General features: G+C 58.4%; 24 protein-coding genes. 4 read left to right on the top strand and 20 right to left on the bottom strand.

Annotation, left to right across the window (positions count from 1 at the left end; genetic code table 11):
• Nucleotides 1-7: 7 nt before the first annotated feature.
• The 16 genes from queE to HU722_RS23475 form a co-directional block, all read right to left on the bottom strand.
• Nucleotides 8-655, bottom strand: a complete 648-nt coding sequence (gene queE / locus HU722_RS23400) for a 7-carboxy-7-deazaguanine synthase QueE (protein WP_065873595.1) — start codon at nucleotides 653-655, stop codon at nucleotides 8-10.
• A gap of 164 nt (nucleotides 656-819) precedes the next feature.
• A complete protein-coding gene (ybgF, locus tag HU722_RS23405; protein ID WP_049711754.1) occupies nucleotides 820-1,647 on the bottom strand; it encodes a tol-pal system protein YbgF in 828 nt (275 codons plus the stop codon).
• Nucleotides 1,648-1,653: 6 nt separating this feature from the next.
• On the bottom strand, nucleotides 1,654-2,154 hold the full coding sequence (pal, locus tag HU722_RS23410; protein WP_003193861.1) for a peptidoglycan-associated lipoprotein Pal: 501 nt from the start codon (nucleotides 2,152-2,154) through the stop codon (nucleotides 1,654-1,656).
• Nucleotides 2,155-2,209: 55 nt separating this feature from the next.
• Nucleotides 2,210-3,490: a Tol-Pal system beta propeller repeat protein TolB gene (gene tolB / locus HU722_RS23415; protein ID WP_175403016.1), complete on the bottom strand. Its 1,281-nt coding sequence runs from the start codon at nucleotides 3,488-3,490 to the stop codon at nucleotides 2,210-2,212.
• A gap of 17 nt (nucleotides 3,491-3,507) precedes the next feature.
• Nucleotides 3,508-4,581: a cell envelope integrity protein TolA gene (tolA, locus tag HU722_RS23420; RefSeq protein ID WP_015885608.1), complete on the bottom strand. Its 1,074-nt coding sequence runs from the start codon at nucleotides 4,579-4,581 to the stop codon at nucleotides 3,508-3,510.
• Nucleotides 4,581-5,033 (bottom strand): protein TolR, encoded by a 453-nt coding sequence (gene tolR, locus HU722_RS23425; protein WP_161793227.1) that lies wholly within the window; start codon nucleotides 5,031-5,033, stop codon nucleotides 4,581-4,583. Before tolR ends, tolA begins: the two co-directional genes overlap by 1 nt.
• A 23-nt stretch (nucleotides 5,034-5,056) precedes the next feature.
• Complete coding sequence (gene tolQ, locus HU722_RS23430) at nucleotides 5,057-5,752, bottom strand: protein TolQ (protein ID WP_015885609.1); 696 nt, start codon at nucleotides 5,750-5,752, stop codon at nucleotides 5,057-5,059.
• Between the two features lies 1 nt (nucleotide 5,753).
• Nucleotides 5,754-6,209, bottom strand: a complete 456-nt coding sequence (ybgC, locus tag HU722_RS23435) for a tol-pal system-associated acyl-CoA thioesterase (protein WP_065873596.1) — start codon at nucleotides 6,207-6,209, stop codon at nucleotides 5,754-5,756.
• A gap of 139 nt (nucleotides 6,210-6,348) precedes the next feature.
• Nucleotides 6,349-7,407, bottom strand: coding sequence for a Holliday junction branch migration DNA helicase RuvB (gene ruvB / locus HU722_RS23440; RefSeq protein ID WP_024077146.1), 1,059 nt, complete (start codon nucleotides 7,405-7,407; stop codon nucleotides 6,349-6,351).
• A complete protein-coding gene (ruvA, locus tag HU722_RS23445; RefSeq protein WP_003175802.1) occupies nucleotides 7,408-8,019 on the bottom strand; it encodes a Holliday junction branch migration protein RuvA in 612 nt (203 codons plus the stop codon). It lies immediately after the preceding gene.
• A gap of 66 nt (nucleotides 8,020-8,085) precedes the next feature.
• Nucleotides 8,086-8,610, bottom strand: a complete 525-nt coding sequence (ruvC, locus tag HU722_RS23450) for a crossover junction endodeoxyribonuclease RuvC (protein WP_049711750.1) — start codon at nucleotides 8,608-8,610, stop codon at nucleotides 8,086-8,088.
• A 153-nt stretch (nucleotides 8,611-8,763) separates the two neighbouring features.
• Nucleotides 8,764-9,510 (bottom strand): YebC/PmpR family DNA-binding transcriptional regulator, encoded by a 747-nt coding sequence (locus HU722_RS23455; protein ID WP_049711749.1) that lies wholly within the window; start codon nucleotides 9,508-9,510, stop codon nucleotides 8,764-8,766.
• Between the two features lie 150 nt (nucleotides 9,511-9,660).
• Nucleotides 9,661-11,436 carry an aspartate--tRNA ligase gene (aspS, locus tag HU722_RS23460; protein WP_065889941.1) on the bottom strand — a complete coding sequence of 592 codons (1,776 nt, stop codon included), beginning with the start codon at nucleotides 11,434-11,436 and terminating at the stop codon, nucleotides 9,661-9,663.
• A gap of 107 nt (nucleotides 11,437-11,543) precedes the next feature.
• Nucleotides 11,544-11,765 carry an FmdB family zinc ribbon protein gene (locus HU722_RS23465; protein ID WP_010208103.1) on the bottom strand — a complete coding sequence of 74 codons (222 nt, stop codon included), beginning with the start codon at nucleotides 11,763-11,765 and terminating at the stop codon, nucleotides 11,544-11,546.
• A 306-nt stretch (nucleotides 11,766-12,071) separates the two neighbouring features.
• Nucleotides 12,072-12,416 (bottom strand): ribbon-helix-helix domain-containing protein, encoded by a 345-nt coding sequence (locus tag HU722_RS23470; protein ID WP_065889943.1) that lies wholly within the window; start codon nucleotides 12,414-12,416, stop codon nucleotides 12,072-12,074.
• Nucleotides 12,417-12,597: 181 nt separating this feature from the next.
• The gene (locus HU722_RS23475) at nucleotides 12,598-13,071 is read right to left on the bottom strand and encodes a Dps family protein (protein ID WP_003193874.1); all 474 of its coding nucleotides are present in this window, start codon (nucleotides 13,069-13,071) and stop codon (nucleotides 12,598-12,600) included.
• Between the two features lie 413 nt (nucleotides 13,072-13,484).
• Here HU722_RS23475 and HU722_RS29045 point away from each other — a divergent pair, with 413 nt between their 5' ends.
• Complete coding sequence (locus HU722_RS29045) at nucleotides 13,485-14,087, top strand: cold-shock protein (protein WP_025854767.1); 603 nt, start codon at nucleotides 13,485-13,487, stop codon at nucleotides 14,085-14,087.
• 70 nt (nucleotides 14,088-14,157) lie between these two features.
• On the opposite strand, the gene HU722_RS23485 is transcribed toward HU722_RS29045, so the two are convergent.
• Both HU722_RS23485 and HU722_RS23490 read right to left on the bottom strand, forming a co-directional pair.
• Nucleotides 14,158-14,364 (bottom strand): SlyX family protein, encoded by a 207-nt coding sequence (locus tag HU722_RS23485; RefSeq protein ID WP_015885618.1) that lies wholly within the window; start codon nucleotides 14,362-14,364, stop codon nucleotides 14,158-14,160.
• 3 nt (nucleotides 14,365-14,367) lie between these two features.
• Nucleotides 14,368-14,793: an HIT domain-containing protein gene (locus HU722_RS23490; protein ID WP_065881081.1), complete on the bottom strand. Its 426-nt coding sequence runs from the start codon at nucleotides 14,791-14,793 to the stop codon at nucleotides 14,368-14,370.
• Between the two features lie 871 nt (nucleotides 14,794-15,664).
• Here HU722_RS23490 and HU722_RS23495 point away from each other — a divergent pair.
• Nucleotides 15,665-16,963 carry an OprD family porin gene (locus tag HU722_RS23495; protein ID WP_065873599.1) on the top strand — a complete coding sequence of 433 codons (1,299 nt, stop codon included), beginning with the start codon at nucleotides 15,665-15,667 and terminating at the stop codon, nucleotides 16,961-16,963.
• A 193-nt stretch (nucleotides 16,964-17,156) separates the two neighbouring features.
• Here HU722_RS23495 and HU722_RS23500 read toward each other — a convergent pair whose 3' ends face one another.
• Nucleotides 17,157-17,999, bottom strand: coding sequence for a mechanosensitive ion channel family protein (locus HU722_RS23500; protein ID WP_049711744.1), 843 nt, complete (start codon nucleotides 17,997-17,999; stop codon nucleotides 17,157-17,159).
• 136 nt (nucleotides 18,000-18,135) lie between these two features.
• A complete protein-coding gene (locus HU722_RS23505; RefSeq protein ID WP_003209785.1) occupies nucleotides 18,136-18,621 on the bottom strand; it encodes a YajQ family cyclic di-GMP-binding protein in 486 nt (161 codons plus the stop codon).
• A gap of 123 nt (nucleotides 18,622-18,744) precedes the next feature.
• On the opposite strand from HU722_RS23505, the gene HU722_RS23510 reads away from it, so the two are divergent.
• Entirely contained in the window at nucleotides 18,745-19,662 is a 918-nt protein-coding gene (locus HU722_RS23510) for a putative 2-dehydropantoate 2-reductase (RefSeq protein ID WP_065873600.1), read from the top strand.
• 46 nt (nucleotides 19,663-19,708) lie between these two features.
• Complete coding sequence (locus HU722_RS23515; protein WP_065880993.1) at nucleotides 19,709-21,727, top strand: sensor histidine kinase; 2,019 nt, start codon at nucleotides 19,709-19,711, stop codon at nucleotides 21,725-21,727.

Raw genomic sequence — 21,727 nt, forward strand, 5'->3', positions numbered from 1 at the left:
TGTCATATCAGCGTCCTGGCTCGTCGTTCCAAAGGTATTTATGCAACTGCAATTGCAGGCGCACCGGTAGATTGTCCGCCACGACCCAATCGGCAAGGTCACGTGCGTTCAGGTCATGGTGGCTTGGCGAGAACAGCACCTCGCCCGCTCGACGGTCCAGGCCATATTGAATCAGCTTGGAGTTTGCCCAGTCGTAATCGTCGCGGGAACAGATAACGAACTTGACCTGGTCGTTCGCCGTCAGCAGGTCGATGTTCTCGTAGCGGTTGCGATGCGCTTCCTTGGAGCCTGGGGTCTTGAGGTCGACCACACGGCTTACACGGGGGTCAACCGCAGAGATGTCTAAAGCGCCACTGGTCTCCAGCGACACTTCATAACCGGCATCACACAGCTGCTTGAGCAAAGGGATGGCATTGGGCTGGGCCAGCGGTTCACCGCCGGTCACGCAGACGTAACGCGGCTTGTAGCCGGCAACCTGCTCCAGGATGTCATCAAGGGTGCGCACCGTGCCGCCACTGAAGGCGTAGGCGCTGTCACAGTATTGGCAACGCAAAGGGCAACCGGTCAGCCGCACGAATACTGTGGGCAGGCCGGCCGTTCGCGTTTCACCCTGCAACGAGTAAAAAACTTCGGTAATTCGTAATGTGTCTTGCATAGTCGCCACGGGCGTAACAGCTAAACAGGCTGTCCGCCTCCGTCAGGCACTTCAAGAGACCTCGCCAACGCGTAGACCCCAGGAAGCGTGTTTCATAAAAGGGCGTGGATTCTAACGAAAAAACCCGCGCCAGGCGCGGGTTTCTTCTAAACGGGCGGCATCGCTTACAAGCGTTGCAGGTCCCGCTGGGCCAACTGGGCAGCGGAAGTACCCGGATATTGGGCCACGACCTGCTGCAGAATACCTTTGACCTTGTCGGTATGACCCAGGCGGCGTTCTACGTCAGCGAGTTTGTACAGCGAATCCGGCACCTTGGCGTGCTTGGGGTACAGCTGGCTGACCTTGGCAAATGCCTGGCCCGCCCCCTGCAGATCACCTTTGGCCAGGTTAACTTCGCCCAACCAGTATTGGGCGTTGCCCGCGTACTGGCTGTTTGGGTATTTGCGCAGGAAAGCGGTAAAAGCCTGGCTGGCCTTATCGAAATCCTTGGCTTTGATCAGGTCGAAGGCTGCATCGTAATACAGCTTTTCCTTCGCCGGATCACCCGGTTCGCTGCTGGCAGGGGCTTGGCTTGCAGCCCCCGCTGCGGCACCACCGGCAGCAGCGCTAGGCGCGCCACCGGCAGAAGAATTATCAGGAGTGGCGGCAGGTGCAACACCGGCTCCAATACGTCGATCAAGATCCTGGTAACGCTCCAGGCCTTCTTGCTTCAGCTGGTTCACTTGATTCTGCAGTACTTCAATGGTGCCTTGTTGCTGCGCCAATTGATCCTGCATGCGTTGCAGCTGGTTGAACAGTTCGCCCTGTGCCGAGGGAGCGGACGTAGCCGCTCCCCCCGCATAGGCGCCGTTCGTACCATAACCCGCTGGTGGATAGCTGCTCCCGCTATTGTTATAGCCTGAGTTGCTATCTTCCACAGGAACCGCAGCCCACACCGCAAGCGGTGCTAGGCTGAGAGCCAATACAGTTAGAGCACGACGGCACGTTCGCATGACGAATTACTTACGCAGTTCGACGCGACGGTTTTGAGCCCAGGACTGCTCATCGTTACCGGTGGCAACTGGACGCTCTTTACCGTAGGAAACCAGTTCCAGTTGGCCTGGAGCAACACCTTGCAGTACCAGGTAGCGCTGAACGGCTTTCGCACGACGCTCGCCCAGTGCCATGTTGTACTCACGAGTACCACGGGCGTCAGTGTTACCTTCCAGAACAACGCGAGCGCCGTTAGCTTTCAGGTCCTTCGCGTGAACGTCCAGAGCGCGCATGGCTTCTGGTTTCAGGTCCGAACTGTCGTATTCGAAGTAGAAAGTGGTGATCGCGCGCAGAGCAGCTTCTTCGCTCAGGGAGCCGTCAACTGCACCAGTGTTAGCGCCGTAACCAGCGTTTGGATCAACAGCTGCGCCTTCACCGGCATTGTCGCCGCCTTTAGACGAGCAACCAACGGCTACGGACAGAGCCAGAGCCAGAGCAGCAAACTTACCAAACTTCAGCATTTCCATCGTGAAACTCCTAATGAACCCCAGTGTGTTAAGTACTTCTTTTTGTAGCGCCGCGTCAGTTCAGGTAAGGGGACCAGGATGGTTCTCTGACTTCGCCTTGTGCGGTAGGAAGCGGGAGCCTTACGCGTCCATTAATGGACACGAGCATCAAGACTCCCCGGCCCTGCTGGCGGGTGGCGTAGATTACCATGGTGCCGTTGGGCGCAACAGTGGCTGACTCATCAAGGTTGGTATCTGTGAGGATTTTTACGGTTCCGCGCTGCAAATCCTGGGCCGCAACCCGGAAATTAGTGAAACCATCCTGACGGTGAATCATCACCAACGTCTTTTCATCGGCCGAAAGCTTAGGGTTGGCGTTGTAGTTACCAATAAAGGTCACACGTTCCGCACCGCCGCCATTCACGTTTGCCTTGTAGACCTGTGGCTTGCCGCCACGGTCAGAAGTGAAGTAAATGGTCGAACCATCCTTACCCCAGAACGGCTCGGTATTGATGCCAGGGCCATTGGTCACGCGGCTGATCTGGCGCGAAGCCATGTTCATCACGTAGATATCCGGGTTGCCATCTTTGGACAGCACGAACGCCAGGCGCGAACCATCCGGCGACCACGCTGGTGCACCGTTGAGGCCTTCAAAGTTAGTGATCTGCTCACGACGGCCAGTATCAATGTGCTGCACGAAAATCCGTGGACGACGCTGTTCAAACGACACATAGGCAATACGCTTGCCGTCCGGCGCAAAGCGCGGCGACAGGATTGGCTCACGCGATTGCAGCAGGGTCACTGCGCGTGCACCGTCGTAGTCCGAGCGCTGCAGCGTGTAGCGAGTGTTATCCACGGAAAAACGTTCGGCCGTTACATAAAGCAGACGCGTCGAGAACGCACCCTTGATGCCGGTGAGTTTTTCAAACGACTGGTCCGAGATGTAGTGGGCCATGTCCCGCAGTTGTTCGGCGGTGCCCGAAACGCTGCCGGTCAAGACCTGCTGCTCGGTCGCCACGTTGAACAAGGTGTAGGTGATTTGCAGGCGACCGCCGGCCGGCGTGATGTTGCCGACCATCAGGTACTGGGCGCCAACAGCCTTCCAGTCACGGAACACAACTTCGCTGGCCTGGTTCGGCTGGCTGATCATGTTGCCCTTTGGAATCGGTGCGTAGTAGCCGGAGTTGCGCAGGTCGTCACTGACGATCTGGGCCATGTCGTCCGGCAGCACGCTGCCGCCCTGCCAGCCGAACGGTACTACCGCGATCGGGGTGGCCCGATCGCTACCGCTGGTGACTAGGATGTTCTTTTCATCCGCCGCCGCTATCCCTGCCATACAGCAAATAACGACAAGCATTCCTCGAAGAAGGTTTCTCACAAGGCTAGATCCTCAGGTGTGAATGTCATCTTGAATGATCGATAGGGAGCGAAGTCGCTTGGTTTCATTCCCTGCATCTCGGTCAACCGGCCAATATTCTTGACCGCGGCAACCGCCGAACTGTCGAACGAACCGTCACCACTGGACTTGGCCACGCTGACCGAAGTCACCGTACCGTCCGGCAACATGCCGATCTGCAGCACTACTGTCATGCCTTTACGCGCCGAAGGTGGACGTGTCCAGCCTTCTGCTGCCCGCGCCCGAATCAGGTCGTCGAAACTGCCCGCGACATCATCACCCTGCTCATCGGCCAAGGCTTGCTGACGCTGAGGCGTGTCGGAAAGCAAATCTGCCAAGGCCTGGGCCTTTTTCTCTTCGGCGGATTTACGCGCTGCTTCCTGGGCCTTTTTCTTGGTGGCGTCGGCGGCAGCTTTCTTCTTCGCGTCGTCGGCGATTTTCTTCTTCGCCTCGTCTGCTTCAGCTTTTTTCTTGGCGTCTTCGGCGGCTTTTTTCTTCGCGTCTTCGACTATTTTCTTCTTGGCGTCTTCAGCGGCCTTTTTCTTGGCCTCTTCTTCAGCAGCTTTCTTGGCTTCTTCTTCAGATTTCTTCTTGGCTATATCAGCCAATTGTTTCTCTTCAGCCTTTTTAGCTTCGGCAGCTTTCTCGGACTTCTTGGCTTCATCAGCCTTTTTCGCCTCGTCAGCTTTCTTGGCTTCGTCAGCCTTTTTCGATTCCTCGGCCTTTTGAGCCGCCTCTTCTTTCTTTTGTTCCGCAGCAGCCTTCACCGCTTCCTGCTCGACCTTCTTCTGTTCCATCTGTTCGACTTCAGTCTGGCGCGCAGCCGACTTCTGGGCCTCACCCGCAATCTTCTGATTGGTCTGGGTGGTGGCCTGACTTTTCGATTTCAGCTGATACAGGGTCGCCTGCACGATCGGCTTGGCTGGCGGCAGGTCCGGGGTCATGGCAAAGCTGACGAACAGCATGCCAAACACCAGGACGTGCAGGGCAATTGCCCAGACGCTAGGCCAGAAGAAGCTTTCCGAGGCGGACGGCTCTCGCTGTTGCTGCATCAGGGCGCCTCGGTAATCAAGCCAACGTTACCGACGCCGGCCTTCTGCAGCCCGCCCATGGCGCCCATGACGGAACCGTAGTCGACCGACTTGTCGCCGCGAATGAACACCTGGGTGTGCTTGCCGCCTTCGTTGCCGGAGCGAATGATCTTGGTCACGGCATCAGTCATCGCCGGCAAGGTCAGGGCCTTGTCCTGCTGCTTCTGGGTGTCGACTTCGCTGCCAAGGTTCCAGTAGTAGGTCTTGTCAGCCTTGATCGAAATGGTCAGGACCTGAGTGTTGTTGTCTTGCGGCAAGGCTTCACTGGAAACCTTGGGCAGATCAACCTTCACGCCCTGGTTGAGCATCGGCGCGGTCACCATGAAGATAACCAGCAGCACCAGCATCACGTCGATGTAAGGCACTACGTTCATCTCGGCGACCGGCTTGCGCTTTTTGCGAGCTCGAGCGATTAAAGCCATTGGGAATTACCTGCTTATTCTTCGCTGGTGTGCACTTTACGGTGCAGGATCGCCTGGAACTCATCGGCGAAGGTGTAGTAACGGCCAATCAACGTCTCGCTGGTAGCGGCGAAACGGTTGTAGGCGATTACTGCCGGGATCGCAGCGAACAGGCCGATAGCGGTAGCGATCAGGGCTTCAGCGATACCCGGGGCCACGGTGGCCAGGGTCGCTTGCTGGGCCTGGGCCAGGCCGCGGAAGGAGTTCATGATCCCCCACACGGTACCGAACAGACCGATGTACGGGCTCACGGAACCGACGGTGGCGAGGAACGGCAAGCTTTGCTCAAGCTTCTCTTCTTCACGGGAAATGGCGACGCGCATGGCACGGGCCACACCTTCCATGACCGCTTCCGGGTCAACGCCTGGCTGCTGGCGCAGACGGGAGAATTCCTTGAAGCCCGCGCGGAAGATCTGTTCGACGCCCGAATCCGGGTCCGGGTTGCTGCCGGCCTGGCGGTACAGCTTGGACAGGTCGATACCCGACCAGAAGCGCTCTTCAAAGCTCTCCAGGGCACGTCGACCGGCACGCAGCAGGTTGCTGCGCTGAAAAATCATGACCCAAGAGGTAACCGATGCGGCTACCAGGGTCAGCATCACCAGTTGAACCACAACACTGGCATTACTGACCAGGCTCCACATGGAGGAATGGTCGACGACGGTAGGTTCCACGCTAAATCTCCTGCGTTGATTGTTTACCCGCGCCGCTTACGCCGGCAAAGGCCGCACGTAGAGCTTCGGGAATGGCCCGGGGTTTCAAACTATTGGTGCGCACACAGGCCACCAGGAACTGCCCCTCACAGAGCAGCGTTGCATCCGTTGCCCGCCTGACCTGCTGCTTGAAACGCAGGCTGACACGGTTCAATTCGATTACTTCAGCGCTTACCAGCAATTCATCGTCCAGCCGCGCCGGCGCGTGATAACGCGCCTCGCTGGAATGCACGACGAATAACAGGTCCTCCCCTGCCAGCTCGGATTGGGCAAAGCCCAGCTCCCGTAGCCGCTCGGTTCGAGCCCGCTCCATGAACTTGAGGTAATTGACGTAATACACGATGCCGCCCGCATCGGTGTCCTCGTAATATACGCGACAGCGATGTGCGAACGACTGATCCCCGTTTTGCGCGCGCATACTCTAGTGCTTACTCCTCAGGTTGCCAATCCGGCCAGGCAACTGTTTTTTCATTCTCTGAACCATATCCAGTGACTGAAAGACGACGCCAGCCACTAGGACAGCACAAACATCGAATAAATCGACTTGCGTGAAGCTTTTAATCGTCCACTGCATCGAGGAATTCGTCTACCACGGGCATCTCACCCAATCGTGACGGAATGTTTAACCCAAAGTGCAGGTAGGCATGGCGTGTAACGACCCGGCCCCTTGGTGTACGCATGATATAGCCCTGTTGGATCAGGTACGGCTCCAGCACATCTTCAATGGTATGGCGCTCCTCACTGATCGCCGCCGCCAGGCTGTCGACGCCCACCGGCCCCCCGTCGAACTTCTCGATCATGGTCAAGAGCAGACGTCGATCCTGGTGATCAAAGCCGTGCTCATCCACATCCAGCAGATTCAAGGCCAGGTCGGCCACGGGCTTGGTGATATGGCCCTTGGCGCGCACTTCGGCAAAATCCCTCACGCGACGCAGCAACCGGTTGGCAATCCGTGGCGTGCCACGGGCCCGACGGGCAATTTCAAACGCGCCTTCCGGGTCCAGCGGCAAGCCAAGAATGCCTGCCGAACGGCTGACGATGGTCGCCAAATCCGCTGTGCTATAGAACTCTAGACGTTGAACAATGCCGAAACGGTCTCGCAACGGGTTGGTCAACATGCCGGCGCGGGTGGTGGCGCCGACCAGCGTGAAAGGTGGCAGGTCGAGCTTGATCGAGCGCGCCGCAGGGCCTTCGCCGATCATGATATCGAGCTGGAAGTCTTCCATCGCGGGATACAGCACTTCCTCGACAATCGGCGAGAGTCGGTGGATCTCGTCGATAAACAGCACATCGTGCGGTTCAAGGTTGGTCAGCAACGCTGCCAGGTCGCCCGGGCGCTCCAGCACAGGGCCGGAGGTCGACTTGATCGACACACCCATTTCCTGGGCAATGATGTTGGCCAGAGTGGTCTTGCCCAGACCCGGTGGGCCAAAGATCAACGTGTGATCCAGGGATTCACTGCGCCCGCGCGCGGCCTGGATAAACAGCTCCATCTGCTCGCGCACGGTAGGCTGGCCGATATAGTCCGCCAGGCTCAGTGGACGGATGGCGCGGTCCTGGATTTCTTCACGGTCGCGCGGGCCGGTGGCCGCGATCAGACGATCAGCTTCAATCACTTAAATCATTCCCTTCAGGGCACGGCGGATCATGTCTTCACTGCTCAGGTTCTTATCCTTGATGGCCGATACAGCCTTGCTGGCTTCCTGCGGCTTGTAGCCCAGGGAGATCAGCGCGCTGACCGCATCACTTTCGGCGCTGGCGACCTGACCTGCCGGCATATCCGGCTGGTTCGGCACCAGGGCAAACATGCTCGGCACGACTTCCCAGGCCTTGAAGCGGTCCTTGAGCTCCACCAGCAGGCGCTCGGCGGTCTTCTTGCCGACGCCAGGCACCTTGGTCAACGCAGAGGTATCCTGGGCCGAAACGGCTCGCACCAGTTCATCCACTTCCAGGCTCGACATCAAGGCCAGGGCCAGTTTCGGCCCCACACCATTAAGGCGGATCAGCTCGCGGAAGAAGTCACGGTCGCGCTTGCCAATGAAACCATAAAGCAGTTGTGCGTCTTCGCGCACCACCAAATGAGTGTGCAGCGTTATCGGCTCACCGACCGACGGCAGGCGATACAAGGTGGTCATGGGCACTTCCAGCTCATACCCCAACCCATTTACATCCAGAATCAGGTGCGGCGGCTGTTTCTCAGCCAGGGTGCCGCGCAAGCGTCCAATCACGGTTCGATCCTTAAAGCTTGGGGTCAGATCAAGGCCTGACCGGAAATAACGATTGCGCTGATGCTATCAGAGACGCAGGCGCCCGCCACGACTGCGTGCCGTACCGAGGCCGTGCGGTAGCAGACTGGATCGGGTGTGCGCATGGCAAATGGCGATGGCCAGGGCGTCGGAGGCATCAATCTGCGGCTTGGCGGTGAGTTTGAGCATGTGCATGACCATCATCTGCACCTGTTCTTTGTTGGCCGCACCAGTGCCGACCACGGCCTGCTTGACCTGGGTCGCGGTGTACTCCGCAATCTCCATGCCCTCCTCCGCGCCGGCCACGATGGCCGCGCCACGGGCCTGGCCAAGTTTAAGGGCTGAGTCGGCGTTCTTTGCCATGAACACCTTCTCGATGCCCATGGTCACCGGCCCGTACGTCTGGATCACTTCACGCACGCCGCGATAGACAATCTGCAAGCGCTCGGCCAACTCGCCCGCGCCGGTACGGATGCAACCCGAAGCGACATAGATGCAGCCACGCGGGGTGTGCTGCACCACGCCAAAACCGGTGATGCGCGAACCGGGGTCGATACCTAGGATTAAAGTCATAACGCCTGCAGGTTGGGTTTGCACACATTTGTGTAACAGCATAGAACCCTGTGGGAGCTGGCTTGCCTGCGATGCAGACACCTCGGTGTGTGAGTTACACCGTGGTGATGCCATCGCAGGCAAGCCAGCTCCCACATTGGATCCCTATCGTGCTTAAGCGAGTTGTTCGGCTACGGACTCTGGAATATCGGCATTCGAATACACGTTCTGAACATCATCCAGGTCTTCGAGCATGTCCAGCATCTTCAGCACTTTTTGCGCACCGTCCAGGTCCAGCTCGGCGCTGGTGGTCGGCAGCATCACGATTTCCGCGTCAGTGCCTTTGAAACCAGCGGCTTCCAGCGCATTGCGCACGGCATAGAACCCGGCAAACGAGGTGAACACGTCGATGGAGCCATCGTCGTTGGTCACTACGTCGTCGGCATCCGCCTCCATCGCGGCTTCGATCAGTGCATCTTCATCCACACCCGGAGCAAAGGAAATCTGCCCCTTGCGCTCGAACAGGTAGGCCACCGAACCGTCAGTGCCGAGGTTGCCGCCGCACTTGCTGAACGCATGGCGCACAGCTGCTGCGGTGCGGTTGCGGTTGTCGGTCATGCACTCGACCATCACCGCCACGCCGCCCGGGCCGTAGCCTTCGTAGCTCAGCTCGACCATGTCGTCGGTATCGGCGGCACCGGCGCCACGGGCCACGGCGCGGTCGATGATGTCACGGCTCATGTTCGCGCCGAGGGCCTTGTCCAGCGCCAGGCGCAGGCGCGGGTTGGAGCCTGGGTCACCGCCGCCTTGGCGGGCAGCGACGGTCAGCTCGCGGATCCACTTGGTGAATATCTTGCCTTTCTTGGCATCCTGACGCTCTTTGCGGTGCTTGATGTTCGCCCACTTGGAATGGCCAGCCATAACACAACTCCGAAATTCTGTAGAAACCTTAACAATCCCACCCCTGGCAGGACTTCCCTCTTTAAAGCACATCCCTTGTAACGCAAAGGCGCATCCGAAGATGCGCCTTTTTAGACTGCGTAAACCTCAGTGCGCGTTCACGCAGCGGCCTTACTCAGCCTTCGGCGTCTCGCGCAGACGAATGTGCAGTTCGCGCAATGCCTTGGCATCCACCACACCTGGAGCCTGGGTCATGACGTCCGCAGCACTCTGGGTTTTCGGGAAGGCGATCACTTCACGGATCGACTGGGCGCCAGTCATCAGCATCACCAGGCGGTCCAGGCCGAAAGCCAGGCCACCGTGCGGCGGTGCGCCGTATTTCAGGGCGTCGAGCAGGAAGCCAAACTTCTCTTCCTGTTCTGCTTCGTTGATACCCAGCAGGCGGAAGACCGCTTGCTGCATCTCTTTGCGGTGGATACGGATCGAACCGCCACCCAGCTCGGTGCCGTTGAGCACCATGTCGTAGGCGCGGGACAGAGCGCCAGCCGGGTTGGCTTCCAGCTCAGCCGGGGAGCACTTCGGCGCGGTGAACGGGTGGTGCAAGGCGCTGAAGCTGCCGTCGTCGTTCTCTTCGAACATCGGGAAGTCGACAACCCACATCGGTGCCCACTTGCAGGTCAGCAGGTCGAGGTCGTGGCCCAGCTTGATGCGCAGTGCGCCCAAGGCTTCGCTGACGATCTTGGATTTGTCGGCGCCGAAGAACACGATGTCGCCATCGACCGCACCGACGCGATCAAGGATCGCGTTCAGGTTGTCCAGCGGGATGTTCTTGACGATCGGCGATTGCAGACCCTCAACGCCATTGGCGCGCTCGTTGACCTTGATGTACGCCAGGCCCTTGGCACCGTAGATGCCGACGAACTTGGTGTAGTCGTCGATCTGCTTGCGCGGCATGCTCGCGCCGCCAGGCACGCGCAGGGCGGCGATGCGGCATTTAGGGTCGTTGGCCGGGCCGCTGAACACCTTGAAGTCGACTTCCTTGAGCTGGTCGGCCACGTCTACCAGTTCCAGCGGGTTACGCAGGTCTGGCTTGTCGGAACCGTAGCGGCGCATGGCCTCTTCGAAGGTCATGTGCGGGAATTCGCCGAACTCCAGATCCAGCACTTCCTTGAACAGGTTGCGGATCATTTGTTCGGTGATGCTCATGATCTCTTTTTCATCGAGGAAACTGGTCTCGATGTCGATCTGGGTGAATTCCGGCTGGCGGTCGGCGCGCAGGTCTTCGTCACGGAAGCACTTGGCGATCTGGTAGTAGCGGTCGAAGCCGGCCACCATCAGCAGTTGCTTGAACAGCTGTGGCGATTGCGGCAAGGCGAAGAAGCTGCCGGCGTGGGTACGGCTCGGCACCAGGTAGTCACGCGCACCTTCAGGGGTGGCCCGGGTCAGGATCGGCGTTTCGACGTCGAGGAAGCCGTTTTCGTCGAGGAAGCGGCGGATGCTGGTGGTCATGCGCGAACGCAGGCGCAGCTTCTCGGCCATTTCCGGACGGCGCAGGTCCAGGAAGCGGTAGCGCAGGCGGGTTTCTTCGCCCACGTCGGAGTATTCGTTGAGTGGGAACGGCGGGGTTTCCGACTCGTTCAGCACTTCCAGCTCGTAGCCCAGCACTTCGATGCCGCCGGACGCCATGTTCTTGTTCACAGCGCCAGCCGGACGCAGGCGAACCTTGCCGGTGATCTTCACAACGTATTCGCTGCGCACGCGGTCGGCGGCGGCGAAGCTCTCGGCGCGGTCCGGGTCGAACACCACTTGGGCCAGACCATCACGATCACGGATATCGAGGAAGATGACCCCGCCGTGGTCGCGGCGACGGTGAACCCATCCGCAAAGGGTGATTTCCTGACCTTCCAGGGTCTCGTTCAGTTGGCCGCAATAGTGGCTGCGCATCATGGTAGTGGTTTCACTTCTCGTAATTCGAAATTCGGTGGAGGCCCGCCTCGTCACCGTACATTAAAGCAGGGGACGGATAATGCAGGAGCCTGCGCGTAGAGTTCAACTCAGTCTGCTTTGTCGCCGCCGGCCAGGTTCTTCTTCGAGCCGGTCTTGAAGTCGGTCTCGTACCAGCCGCTGCCGCTCAAGCGGAAGCCCGGCATGGACAACATCTTCTTGAGCTCCGGAGCCTGACAGGCCGGGCAATCGACCAACGGCGCGGCGCTGATCTTCTGAATGGCTTCCAACTGATGACCACAGGAAGCGCATTGATAGTCGTACATGGGCATGGAGATGTCTCGGCGATCAGATCGTTACTGCGCCACGCCTGCCCTGCGGGTTCGCAGCATGCGTAGCAAAGCGCGGGATTATATCTGGTAAATCGAGGCAGCGCAGCCGGCTTTCTGCCCTGGGCCAAACTCACTTCAGCGGACAACCCGTAGTGAGCGGGCTTGCCCCGCGCTGGGTGGCGTAGCCGCCCCAAACCAGGCGGCCTAGGCGTATCCTGGAACTCGCGGTGTCCTTATTGGGGTGGCTTCGCCACCCAGCGCGGGGCAAGCCCGCTCACTACAAGGGCCGGCCCCGGTGCCCGATGACTACCCCGGTGAGTATGAAGGTTCAATACGCCCTTTCAAGACGTGAACCACGCACACCACCCTGACCAACCCACTGAAGTTCTTCACACCGCCATAACGCAAGTGCACTTCCCGATCGACGTAAGACAGCAACGCACTGACTGAACAGGCGTTGATCCTGGCTATTTCCGTGAGGATATTCCAATAGATCTGCTCCAGCCGCAGGCAAGTGGAAAACCCGTTGAGCCTCACCGACCGGGACAATGGCTTGGCCAGCCCCATATCGAACCCTTTTGCAAAAGGGTCGACCTGTATCTTATGAAAACCACCGGTTTCCATCACTCCATTACCGACTCCACGTGACATACACCTGACACTCCATTGCCAAACAGCAGCCCACGGGCTATCCCCTTGGGCAATGGCCCTATAAAACAGCAGCGAGCGACGGGCAGCCAGAAGACGCGGGAGTTGATCGGCGTAGGACAACGCCAGGAAATGCGCGGAAACAAGCAAGCGGCGCCAGGACGGCGCCACTCAGGGTCGGCGTTTACTGATTTTCGAGCAGCGAACGCAGCATCCACGCGGTTTTCTCGTGAACCTGCATACGCTGGGTCAACAGGTCGGCCGTGGGCTCATCGCTGACCTTGTCGAGCAATGGGAAGATGCCGCGCGCTGTGCGCGTGACGGCTTCCTGACCGGCCACCAGTTGCTTGATCATCTCTTCGGCACTGGGTACGCCCTCTTCTTCCTTGATAGAAGAAAGACGGGCATAGATCGAGTAGGCACCCGGCGCCGGGAAACCCAGGGCACGGATACGCTCGGCAATGGAGTCCACTGCCAGGGCCAACTCGTTGTACTGCTCTTCAAACATCAGGTGCAACGTACGGAACATGGGGCCCGTGACGTTCCAATGGAAGTTGTGGGTCTTCAGATACAGTACGTAGGTATCGGAAAGCAGTCGCGAAAGCCCATCGACGATGGATTTACGATCTTCTTCACTGATACCGATATCGATTGCCATGTTTATCCCCTTCAGTTGACCAGCATTCATTGATCAGGTGCAGGACCACTCTAGCAAGAGTGCGGGTGATGCGCAGCCCGCCGCGGCAATTCGCCCCGGTGTAACGTGTCAGACAGCGCAGCCGCAGCCTTCGAGCCATGTGGAAAATATCTCTACCTGCCGTTTAAAAAGCCTGCACGTGTCTAGGACAAGCGTTTGACGCAGAAATGCCGCCCTCCTTGCAACACCCCGAAATGCTTGATTTGAGTAGGCACAGCCTTTGCTGTTAAATAGGCGGCGTGTCGTCGCCGTTACTTTCTGCGGCACCGACATAGGCTGATACCCGCGCACGTGCCCAACGCCTCCCATTGTTCAGAAGCGAACCGTGCCAGTCAGCTCTTCCTCGTGATCCGTCTTAACGTGAGTTAATCAAAATGTTGAAAATCGTCCACCTGCTAACGGGCGTTGCAGCTTTGCTGCTGTCCTTTATACCGAGCTTGCAACAGGGAAGTCCTCCCTACCTGGAACAACACGACGCTCTGTACCTGGCCTTGTTCGGCCTTCTTAACCTGACGCTGGCACCTGTGATCCCTTACTGGAACAAAGGCACACGTCATCAACTGCAAAACCTGGTCAGCGCGCTGCTGGTGCTGACCGTTGTCGTACAAACCCTCACCCTCCTGGCCCCCATGCCTGAAGTCGGCGGCCACCCGGCCATCCTGCTCAGCCTAGTGATTGCTGTGGTCGCCATCGTTCTTCACCTGGCCATCAGCTTCTACCGTTCGTCTCCTGCGGCCTCGTCGCAAACCTACGACATGACCAATCGGGATACCGGTACCGTCAAGTGGTTCAACACGTCCAAAGGCTTCGGCTTTATTTCCCGTGATTCGGGCGACGATATCTTCGTCCACTTCCGGGCCATTCGCGGCGAAGGCCATCGCGTCCTGGTGGAAGGCCAGCGCGTGGAGTTCTCCGTCATGAATCGCGACAAAGGCCTGCAAGCCGAAGACGTGATCGCTGCACTGCCGCGTCGCTGATACCCGCCTTCGCAGCAAAAAAAAACCGCGAGCCAGCATTGCTGGATCGCGGTTTTTTTATGCGCGGCTATCAATAGTGCGGCGGCGGCGCTTCTTCTTCGGAGGTCTCGAATTGGCCGCCCATCTCTTCCTGGCGCTTGAGCAGCGCGGTCATCTGCAACTGCAGGCGCTCTACCGCACGTTGCTGCGTGACGAGAATGTCGTTCAGGGTCTCGATGGTGTCATCCTGGAAGGCCAGCCGGCTTTCCAGGTCGGTAACACGGTCTTGCAAATCCATAATTCAGCCCTGGGTAAAGATGAAGTCGGCGGGTAGCAGCTCACGCAGGCGAGTGCGGATGGCTGCCACTTGCTCATCGGTATATGGCTGAGCCGGGTGCCTGCCCCACACAGGCGCCGGCCAAGCGGCATCGTCGCGCTTGCGCACGATCACGTGCACGTGCAACTGACTGACGACGTTGCCCAGTGCGCCGATATTCATCTTGTCAGCCGCAAGGCCTTCATTCAGCAATTGCGCCAAGGCGGTGGTTTCTTGCCATAACCGCTGCTGGTCGGTGACATCCAGCTGAAACACTTCGCTGATACCGTTGATACGCGGCACCAGGATGAACCAAGGGTAGTTCGAGTCATTAGACAGCAGCAGGCGACAGAGGGGGAAATCCCCCATCACCAGCGTGTCTTGTTGAAGGCGTTGATCTAAAGCGAACACCGCAGGCACTCCGTTCGGCAGGACAGGTTCAAGGCCGATAGCATACCTGCGAATCGGTACCGCTTCACGCGGCGCCCTATGCGCATTGGCAACGCATGGCAAAAAAAAGCGCACCATTTCGAGACAGTCGATTATTTCGACTACGCTCAATGACCAATACTTCAGCGATTGGCCAGATGCTGGTCGAACCATTGCGACGAGACCCTCGGTACAGAGGCCTCAACAAATACAGGCATTGAGCTATCACGGCAAACCGAGCCATGAGGGTTATTGCACCAAAATGACCCACTCATGCCTCAAAGCGAGCCTCCGTCTACCCACTGAATGGGGTGAACGGGTAACGTTTTTGCAAGGTTGAGGATTTATGCACCCGCGGACAGCTAAGGAGCATGGGCATCACGCTCAAACCAATCGGCTTAAAAACCCCGTGCTTATGCGGTTTTCACGAAGCTGCAACGTTTTTCACGAAAAAATGACATTCGGTTTACGGTTTGGGCGCGCTTGTTGCATTCATCCCTCTATCGTCGGCAACGGCACCTAAAGGGACCCAGGTGTTTCGCGATGAAAAACAACAGCGGTTCAATGTGCACCAGGGAAGATTTCAAACTTTAAAGTACGTTTTCTACGCTCTTTTAATGGTTTGGAAACAGCATTGAAGTTGTCAGTCTCGTTACAGTGAGGCTGTGAAATTGCGACATGGATCTAGCAATTTACGACCAGCTCGTAAAGAAGCTGAAAGGAAAGTGGGGCAAGTATCGCCAACAATGTCAGCGTGATATAACTTTGCGCCGACACAAAAAGAAAGAGCCGCCCAGACAAAAATACAGGTGGGACGGCAGTACTCTTCCTAAAACCAAAGGAGCAAATCACGATGCGCGTGATGAAGTGGAGCATGATCGCCCTGGCTGTTTCAGCAGGCACTACGCAGTTCGCAATGGCGTCCGCCCAAAGCGATTCCAAAGGCTTTGTTGAAGACAGCACTTTCAGCATTAATACCCGCGCTCTGTACTTCAGTCGCGACTTCCGTAACAACCCGTCGGGCCCGGGCTCTCAGAGCCGTGCCGAAGAGTCCGGTCTTGGCTTCAACGCCCTGTACCAGTCGGGCTTCACCCAAGGCACCATCGGTGTCGGTGTTGACGTGATTGGCCTGCTGGGTGTCAAGCTTGACAGCGGCAAGGGTCGCGCTGGTACCGGTCTGTTCCCAACCGGTTCCGACGGTCGCTCGCAAGACGATTACTCCAAAGGCGGTGGCGCCGTTAAGTTCCGTATCTCTGATACGGTCCTGAAAATCGGTGACCAGTACACCACAGCACCTGTGTTCGCCTCTGACGACAGCCGCTTGCTGCCAGAGCTGCCACAAGGTATCTCGATCACCAGCAGCGAGATCAAGGGCCTGAAGCTGGAAGGCGGTCACTTCACCTCCAGCGTTGCGCAGAACCAGACTTACCATGACAGCCTGGGCCTGACCAAAACCGACTTTGTCGGTGGTGTGTACTCCTTCACTCCAGAGTTCACCGGTAGCCTGTACTACGCGAAGACCGAAGATTACTTCCGTAAGTACTACAGCAACCTGAACTGGACCCACGCGCTGAGCGACGATCAGTCGTTTGCCTTGGACTTCAACATCTACGACACCAAGAGCGAAGGTGAAGGCCTGCAACGTGCTTCCAAAGACAGTGCCCTGCCTTTCGCAGAGCGCACTAAGCTCGACAACCGCGCGTTCAGCTTGCAGGGTGCCTACACCATTGGTGCACATACCTTCACTCTGGCAGCCCAGAAAGTTACCGGTGACGGCGACTACGGCTATGGCGTAGACGGCGGCGGCACAGTGTTCCTGGCCAACTCCATCGCCCGTTCCGACTTCAACGCCGAAGGCGAGAAGTCCTACCAGGCTCGTTATGACATCAACATGGCAACCTTTGGCATTCCTGGCCTGAGCTTCATGACTCGTTACGTGACCGGTAGCGGCGCAAACACCGCCACCACCTCGAACGGTAAAGAGTGGGAACGCGACATCGAAGCCAAGTACGTGATTCAGAATGGCCCGGCTAAAGACCTGAGCCTGCGTCTGCGTCAAGCGACCTACCGTTCCGGTGATGGCGTTTACTACGGTTCGCCTTCGATCGACGAACTGCGTCTGATCGCGCAATACCCGCTGAACATCTTGTAATTGACGGTTTGATTACAACGATGACTTAAGGCTTCGGCCTTAAACAAAAAAAGCCGCTCCCTTGTTAACAAAGGAGCGGCTTTTTTATGGCTGTAATGTTTCAGCGCCAGAATAACTAGCAAGCTAACTAACTAGATTAACACCAGCACCTTGAACCTGACCTAATGGCCAAGTCCACGGTTATTGCTCGACATTACTTAGCGGCGGTTTCCTGCATTACACGAATAACGCGCTGCGGAAACGGAATATCAATCCCCGCCGCTTTCAAACGGTCACGTGCCAGTTCATTGAACAGGAACATCACATCCCAGTAATCCGACGTCTTCGTCCAGCAGCGCAAGGACACAGTGATTGAGCTGTCACCCAGGGTTGAAACCACGGCCACAGCTTCCGGGTCCGCCAGCACGCGCGGATCTTTCGCCAGTTCCAGCAGCACTTCGCGGGCTTTCTGCAGGTCAGCGTCATAGTCCACACCTACGTCAAACACCACCTTGCGAGTCGGCTGGCGATTGGTATTGGTAATGATGCCGTTGGACAGGATGCCGTTAGGTACGATTACCGTCTTGTTGTCGCCGGTACGCAGCACAGTGTGGAAGATCTGGATGCTGTCGACGGTACCCGAGGTGCCCTGAGCTTCGATCCAGTCACCAATACGGAACGGACGGAACAACAGAATCAATACGCCGCCGGCAAAGTTGGCCAGGCTGCCTTGCAACGCCAGGCCGATGGCCAGGGTAGCGGCACCGATCGCAGCAACGAACGAGGTGGTCGCCACGCCGATCATTGAGGCCACGCTGACAATCAGCATGACTTTGAGCGCAATGTTCGCCAGGCTGGTGACGAAGTGCTGCAGTGCCAGGTCCGCGTTACGGATGGCCAGCAAACGCCCCACTCGGTGGGTAAATACGTTGATCAGCCACCAACCAATGGCCAGGGTGATGACAGCGAGCAATACCCGGCTGCCGTATTCCATGATCATCGGGATCCACGACTGTGAGGTCTTGATCAAGTGATCCATTTCAGCGTTCAAATCCATCTACATTCTCCTGGTTACCGGATGTTCGGCGTATTCGGTGGCCACCAATGCAATTGAGCCCCGTAGGGCTCAAGAGCAGGCGTAGGTTTATGGGGCGTGGGACGTCAAAAACGCCCGCGGGTTCCCCAATGTGCCATCAGTCGCGGAAGTTATTGAACTGCAGCGGCATATCGAACGTCTTGGCACGCAAGGCCGCAATGGCCTCTTGGAGGTCGTCACGCTTCTTGCCAGTGATACGCACCTGCTCACCCTGGATGGCGGCCTGGACTTTCAGCTTGGCGTCCTTGACGTGGGCCACGATCTTCTTCGCCAGCTCCTTATCGATGCCTTCCTTGAGCACGGCTTCCTGCTTCATCAACTTGCCGGAGGCGTAGGCGTCCTTGATTTCAAGGCATTGCGCATCGATCTTGCGCTTGACCAGCGACAGCTTGAGGATTTCGATCATCGCTTCCAGCTGGAAATCGGCTTCAGCGGTCAGGTTGACGGTCAGTTCCTTTTCCTTGAATTCGAAGCTGCCCTTGCCTTTCAAGTCATAGCGGCGATCCAGCTCCTTGACGGCGTTCTCGACGGCGTTGGTGACTTCGTGTTTGTCCAGTTCGGATACCACGTCGAACGAAGGCATGTCATTTCTCCAATATAAGGGGCGGGCTCAGTAGAGATGGGGCGCGCCCGAGCTAAAATGCCGGAGCATTATAGCGGTTCTTTCGCCCCGTTCACTGTGAGCGACCCTACGGAGCACAAACTGATGTCGACCACCTGGCATATTCTCGGCGCTGGCAGCCTGGGCACACTCTGGGCCACTCGCCTGGCGCGCGCGGGCGTGCCCGTAAGGTTGATCCTGCGCGACGAGGCACGCCTGGCCAGTTATCAGGCTGCCAAGGGGCTGACCCTGGTAGAACAGGGCGTCGAACACACCTACCCGGTGATCGGCGAAATACCCGACAGCCCCGAACCGATTCACCGCCTGCTAGTGGCATGCAAAGCCTACGACGCCCAAGACGCTGTCGCACAGTTGCAACATCGGCTGACACCCGATGCCGAGCTGATCCTGTTGCAGAACGGCCTTGGCAGCCAAGACGCAGTGGCCGCGCAACTGCCCCAGGCTCGCTGCATCTTTGCCTCCAGCACCGAAGGCGCATTTCGCGATGGCGACTGGCGCGTGGTGTTCGCCGGCCATGGCTACACTTGGCTGGGCGATGTAAGCCACCCTACCCCGCCACTTTGGCTCGATGATTTGAACGCTGCCGGCATCCCCCACGATTGGAGCACCGATATCCTCACGCGGCTGTGGCGCAAATTGGCACTCAATTGTGCGATCAACCCACTGACGGTGCTGTACCAGTGCCGCAATGGGGAACTGCAAGCCCATCACTGCGAAGTCGCCACCCTTTGCGCCGAACTGGGTGAACTGCTGGAATGCTGCGGCCAACCCGCTGCGGCGCAGGACCTGCAGCACGAAGTAGAAAGGGTAATCCACGCCACGGCCGCCAATTACTCCTCCATGTTCCAGGACGTGGCTGCCGGCCGACGCACCGAAATCAGCTATCTATTGGGCTATGCTTGCCAGGCGGCCACCCGTCATCAGTTGAGCCTGCCGCATTTGCAACAGCTGCAAGTACGCCTGGTCGAGCAGTTACTTGCACGCGGATTGCCCCGCGGCTGAGCCACGCGCTACCCTGCCCGTCTGTCTATTACCTGGGAAAACCCTGATGCCGCTGCGCCAGCGTCTTGAAAACCTACCGGTCGGGCAGAAACTGCTGGCCGCCCTGCTGGTGCTGCTGACCACCGTCTTGCTGGTGGCCAACCTGACCTTTATCAGCGCCGCCTACTGGATCTCCCAGGAAAGCATGGCGCCCCAGGCGTTGCAGGCCATTGGCCGCCTTGTGTCCAACCCCGCGCTCGCCGCCGAGGCCCTTGAGTCGCCCGCGAAAGCTGACGCCCTGCTCAATGAACTGACCAGCTATTCCCCCCTGCGTGCCGCCGCCCTGTACGACGGTGCTGGCAATCTCTTGGCGCAGATGCAACACGGCGACCGCCTGCACCTGCCGGACCACTACCGGCATATCGAAGCCTGGCGTGTCACCGAGTTTCGCAGTAATCAGATCATCACCCTGCCCCGTGCGGGCCAACCGTCCGGGCATCTGTTGCTGGTAGCCAGCAGTGAATTGCCGGTGGCGTTCTATACCGGCACGCTCACGGCCAGCCTGGGCATCCTGATTTTCAGCGTGCTGCTGTGGCTGGTCATTGCCCGCCAGATCAAACGCCTGATCACCCGGCCGATCCATGAACTGGAAGAACTCTCGCGCCAAGTCACCCGCGAAGAGAACTACGCCCTGCGTGCCGGCCGTGGCAATCACGATGAAATCGGCAGCCTGGCCGAAGCCTTCAACACCATGCTGTCGCGTATCGAAGCGCGCGAGCAGCAACTCAAGCGTGCGCGGGACGACTCCCAGGCCGCCTACGACCAAGCCCAGGGCCTGGCCGAAGAAACGCGCCACACCAATCGCAAGCTCGAACTGGAAGTTCAGGTTCGCAGCAAGATCGAGAAAAAGCTCACCGGGTTTCAGAACTATCTGAACAGCATCATCGACTCGATGCCCTCGGCGCTGATCGCCCTGGATGAACAGCTCTACGTCACCCAATGGAACCAGGAGGCCAGCGCCCTCTCCGGTACGCGCCTGGATGAAGCCCTGAACCAGCCGATCTACCTGGCCTTCCAGCCGCTCAAACCGTACCTGCCGCAGATCAGGGCAGCCGTCGAACAGCACACCGTGGAGCGCATCGAGCGCGTCACCTGGTTCAAGGACGATGAACCCAAGCATTACGCCTTGACCTTCTACCCGCTGATGGGCGGTGCCGGGCGTGGCGTGGTGATCCGTATCGATGACATCACCCAGCGCCTGTCCCTGGAAGAAATGATGGTGCAGTCGGAAAAAATGCTGTCTGTGGGTGGCCTGGCCGCTGGTATGGCCCATGAGATCAACAACCCGCTGGGGGCGATCCTGCATAACGTGCAGAACATCCGCCGCCGCTTGTCTCCCGACCTGCCCAAGAACCTGGAGCACGCTGAACAGGCTGGCATCGAACTGGATACGGTCAACCGCTATCTCGAAGGCCGCGAAGTGCCGCAGCTGCTCGATGGTATTCAGCAGGCCGGAGCGCGGGCGGCGAAGATCGTCACCCATATGCTCAGTTTCAGCCGCCGTAGCAACCGGCAAATGGCGCCTTGCGATTTGCCGGCGCTGATCGACCAAGCCGTGGAAATCGCCGGTAACGACTTCGACCTGGCCATCGGCTTTGACTTCAAGGGCCAGGCGATCACCCGCCAGTTCGACCCCCAACTGGGCCCGGTTCCGGGCACCGCCAACGAGTTGGAACAGGTGCTGCTCAACCTGCTGAAAAATGCCGCCCAGGCCATCCACCTGCGTGCAGACGGTAGCGAGCCGGGTCGCATTATCCTGCGTACCCGCCTCAACCCGCCGTGGGCAGAGATCCAGGTGGAAGACAACGGCATCGGCATGAGCGAGAACGTGCGTAAGCGCACCTTCGAACCGTTCTTTACCACCAAGGAAATCGGCCAGGGCACCGGGCTTGGGCTGTCGGTGTCGTATTTCATCATCACCAACAACCACAAGGGCCAGATGGAGGTGCACTCCACCCTCGGCCAAGGCACCTGCTTCACCCTGCGCCTACCCTTGGCCGGCAGCCAACTGCCCCCTACGAATTGA

This window comes from Pseudomonas tritici, from assembly GCF_014268275.3.
Taxonomy (GTDB): Bacteria; Pseudomonadota; Gammaproteobacteria; order Pseudomonadales; family Pseudomonadaceae; genus Aquipseudomonas; species Aquipseudomonas tritici.

What these genes read in the sequence shown, in the direction of transcription:
- queE (WP_065873595.1), bottom strand. Translation starts at nt 655, where the DNA reads ATGCAAGACACATTACGAATTACCGAAGTTTTTTACTCGTTGCAGGGT.
- ybgF (WP_049711754.1), bottom strand. Translation starts at nt 1,647, where the DNA reads ATGCGAACGTGCCGTCGTGCTCTAACTGTATTGGCTCTCAGCCTAGCA.
- pal (WP_003193861.1), bottom strand. Translation starts at nt 2,154, where the DNA reads ATGGAAATGCTGAAGTTTGGTAAGTTTGCTGCTCTGGCTCTGGCTCTG.
- tolB (WP_175403016.1), bottom strand. Translation starts at nt 3,490, where the DNA reads ATGCTTGTCGTTATTTGCTGTATGGCAGGGATAGCGGCGGCGGATGAA.
- tolA (WP_015885608.1), bottom strand. Translation starts at nt 4,581, where the DNA reads ATGCAGCAACAGCGAGAGCCGTCCGCCTCGGAAAGCTTCTTCTGGCCT.
- ybgC (WP_065873596.1), bottom strand. Translation starts at nt 6,209, where the DNA reads ATGCGCGCGCAAAACGGGGATCAGTCGTTCGCACATCGCTGTCGCGTA.
- ruvC (WP_049711750.1), bottom strand. Translation starts at nt 8,610, where the DNA reads ATGACTTTAATCCTAGGTATCGACCCCGGTTCGCGCATCACCGGTTTT.
- HU722_RS23455 (WP_049711749.1), bottom strand. Translation starts at nt 9,510, where the DNA reads ATGGCTGGCCATTCCAAGTGGGCGAACATCAAGCACCGCAAAGAGCGT.
- aspS (WP_065889941.1), bottom strand. Translation starts at nt 11,436, where the DNA reads ATGATGCGCAGCCACTATTGCGGCCAACTGAACGAGACCCTGGAAGGT.
- HU722_RS23465 (WP_010208103.1), bottom strand. Translation starts at nt 11,765, where the DNA reads ATGCCCATGTACGACTATCAATGCGCTTCCTGTGGTCATCAGTTGGAA.
- HU722_RS23470 (WP_065889943.1), bottom strand. Translation starts at nt 12,416, where the DNA reads ATGTCACGTGGAGTCGGTAATGGAGTGATGGAAACCGGTGGTTTTCAT.
- HU722_RS23475 (WP_003193874.1), bottom strand. Translation starts at nt 13,071, where the DNA reads ATGGCAATCGATATCGGTATCAGTGAAGAAGATCGTAAATCCATCGTC.
- HU722_RS29045 (WP_025854767.1), top strand. Translation starts at nt 13,485, where the DNA reads ATGTTGAAAATCGTCCACCTGCTAACGGGCGTTGCAGCTTTGCTGCTG.
- HU722_RS23485 (WP_015885618.1), bottom strand. Translation starts at nt 14,364, where the DNA reads ATGGATTTGCAAGACCGTGTTACCGACCTGGAAAGCCGGCTGGCCTTC.
- HU722_RS23495 (WP_065873599.1), top strand. Translation starts at nt 15,665, where the DNA reads ATGCGCGTGATGAAGTGGAGCATGATCGCCCTGGCTGTTTCAGCAGGC.
- HU722_RS23500 (WP_049711744.1), bottom strand. Translation starts at nt 17,999, where the DNA reads ATGGATTTGAACGCTGAAATGGATCACTTGATCAAGACCTCACAGTCG.
- HU722_RS23505 (WP_003209785.1), bottom strand. Translation starts at nt 18,621, where the DNA reads ATGCCTTCGTTCGACGTGGTATCCGAACTGGACAAACACGAAGTCACC.
- HU722_RS23510 (WP_065873600.1), top strand. Translation starts at nt 18,745, where the DNA reads ATGTCGACCACCTGGCATATTCTCGGCGCTGGCAGCCTGGGCACACTC.
- HU722_RS23515 (WP_065880993.1), top strand. Translation starts at nt 19,709, where the DNA reads ATGCCGCTGCGCCAGCGTCTTGAAAACCTACCGGTCGGGCAGAAACTG.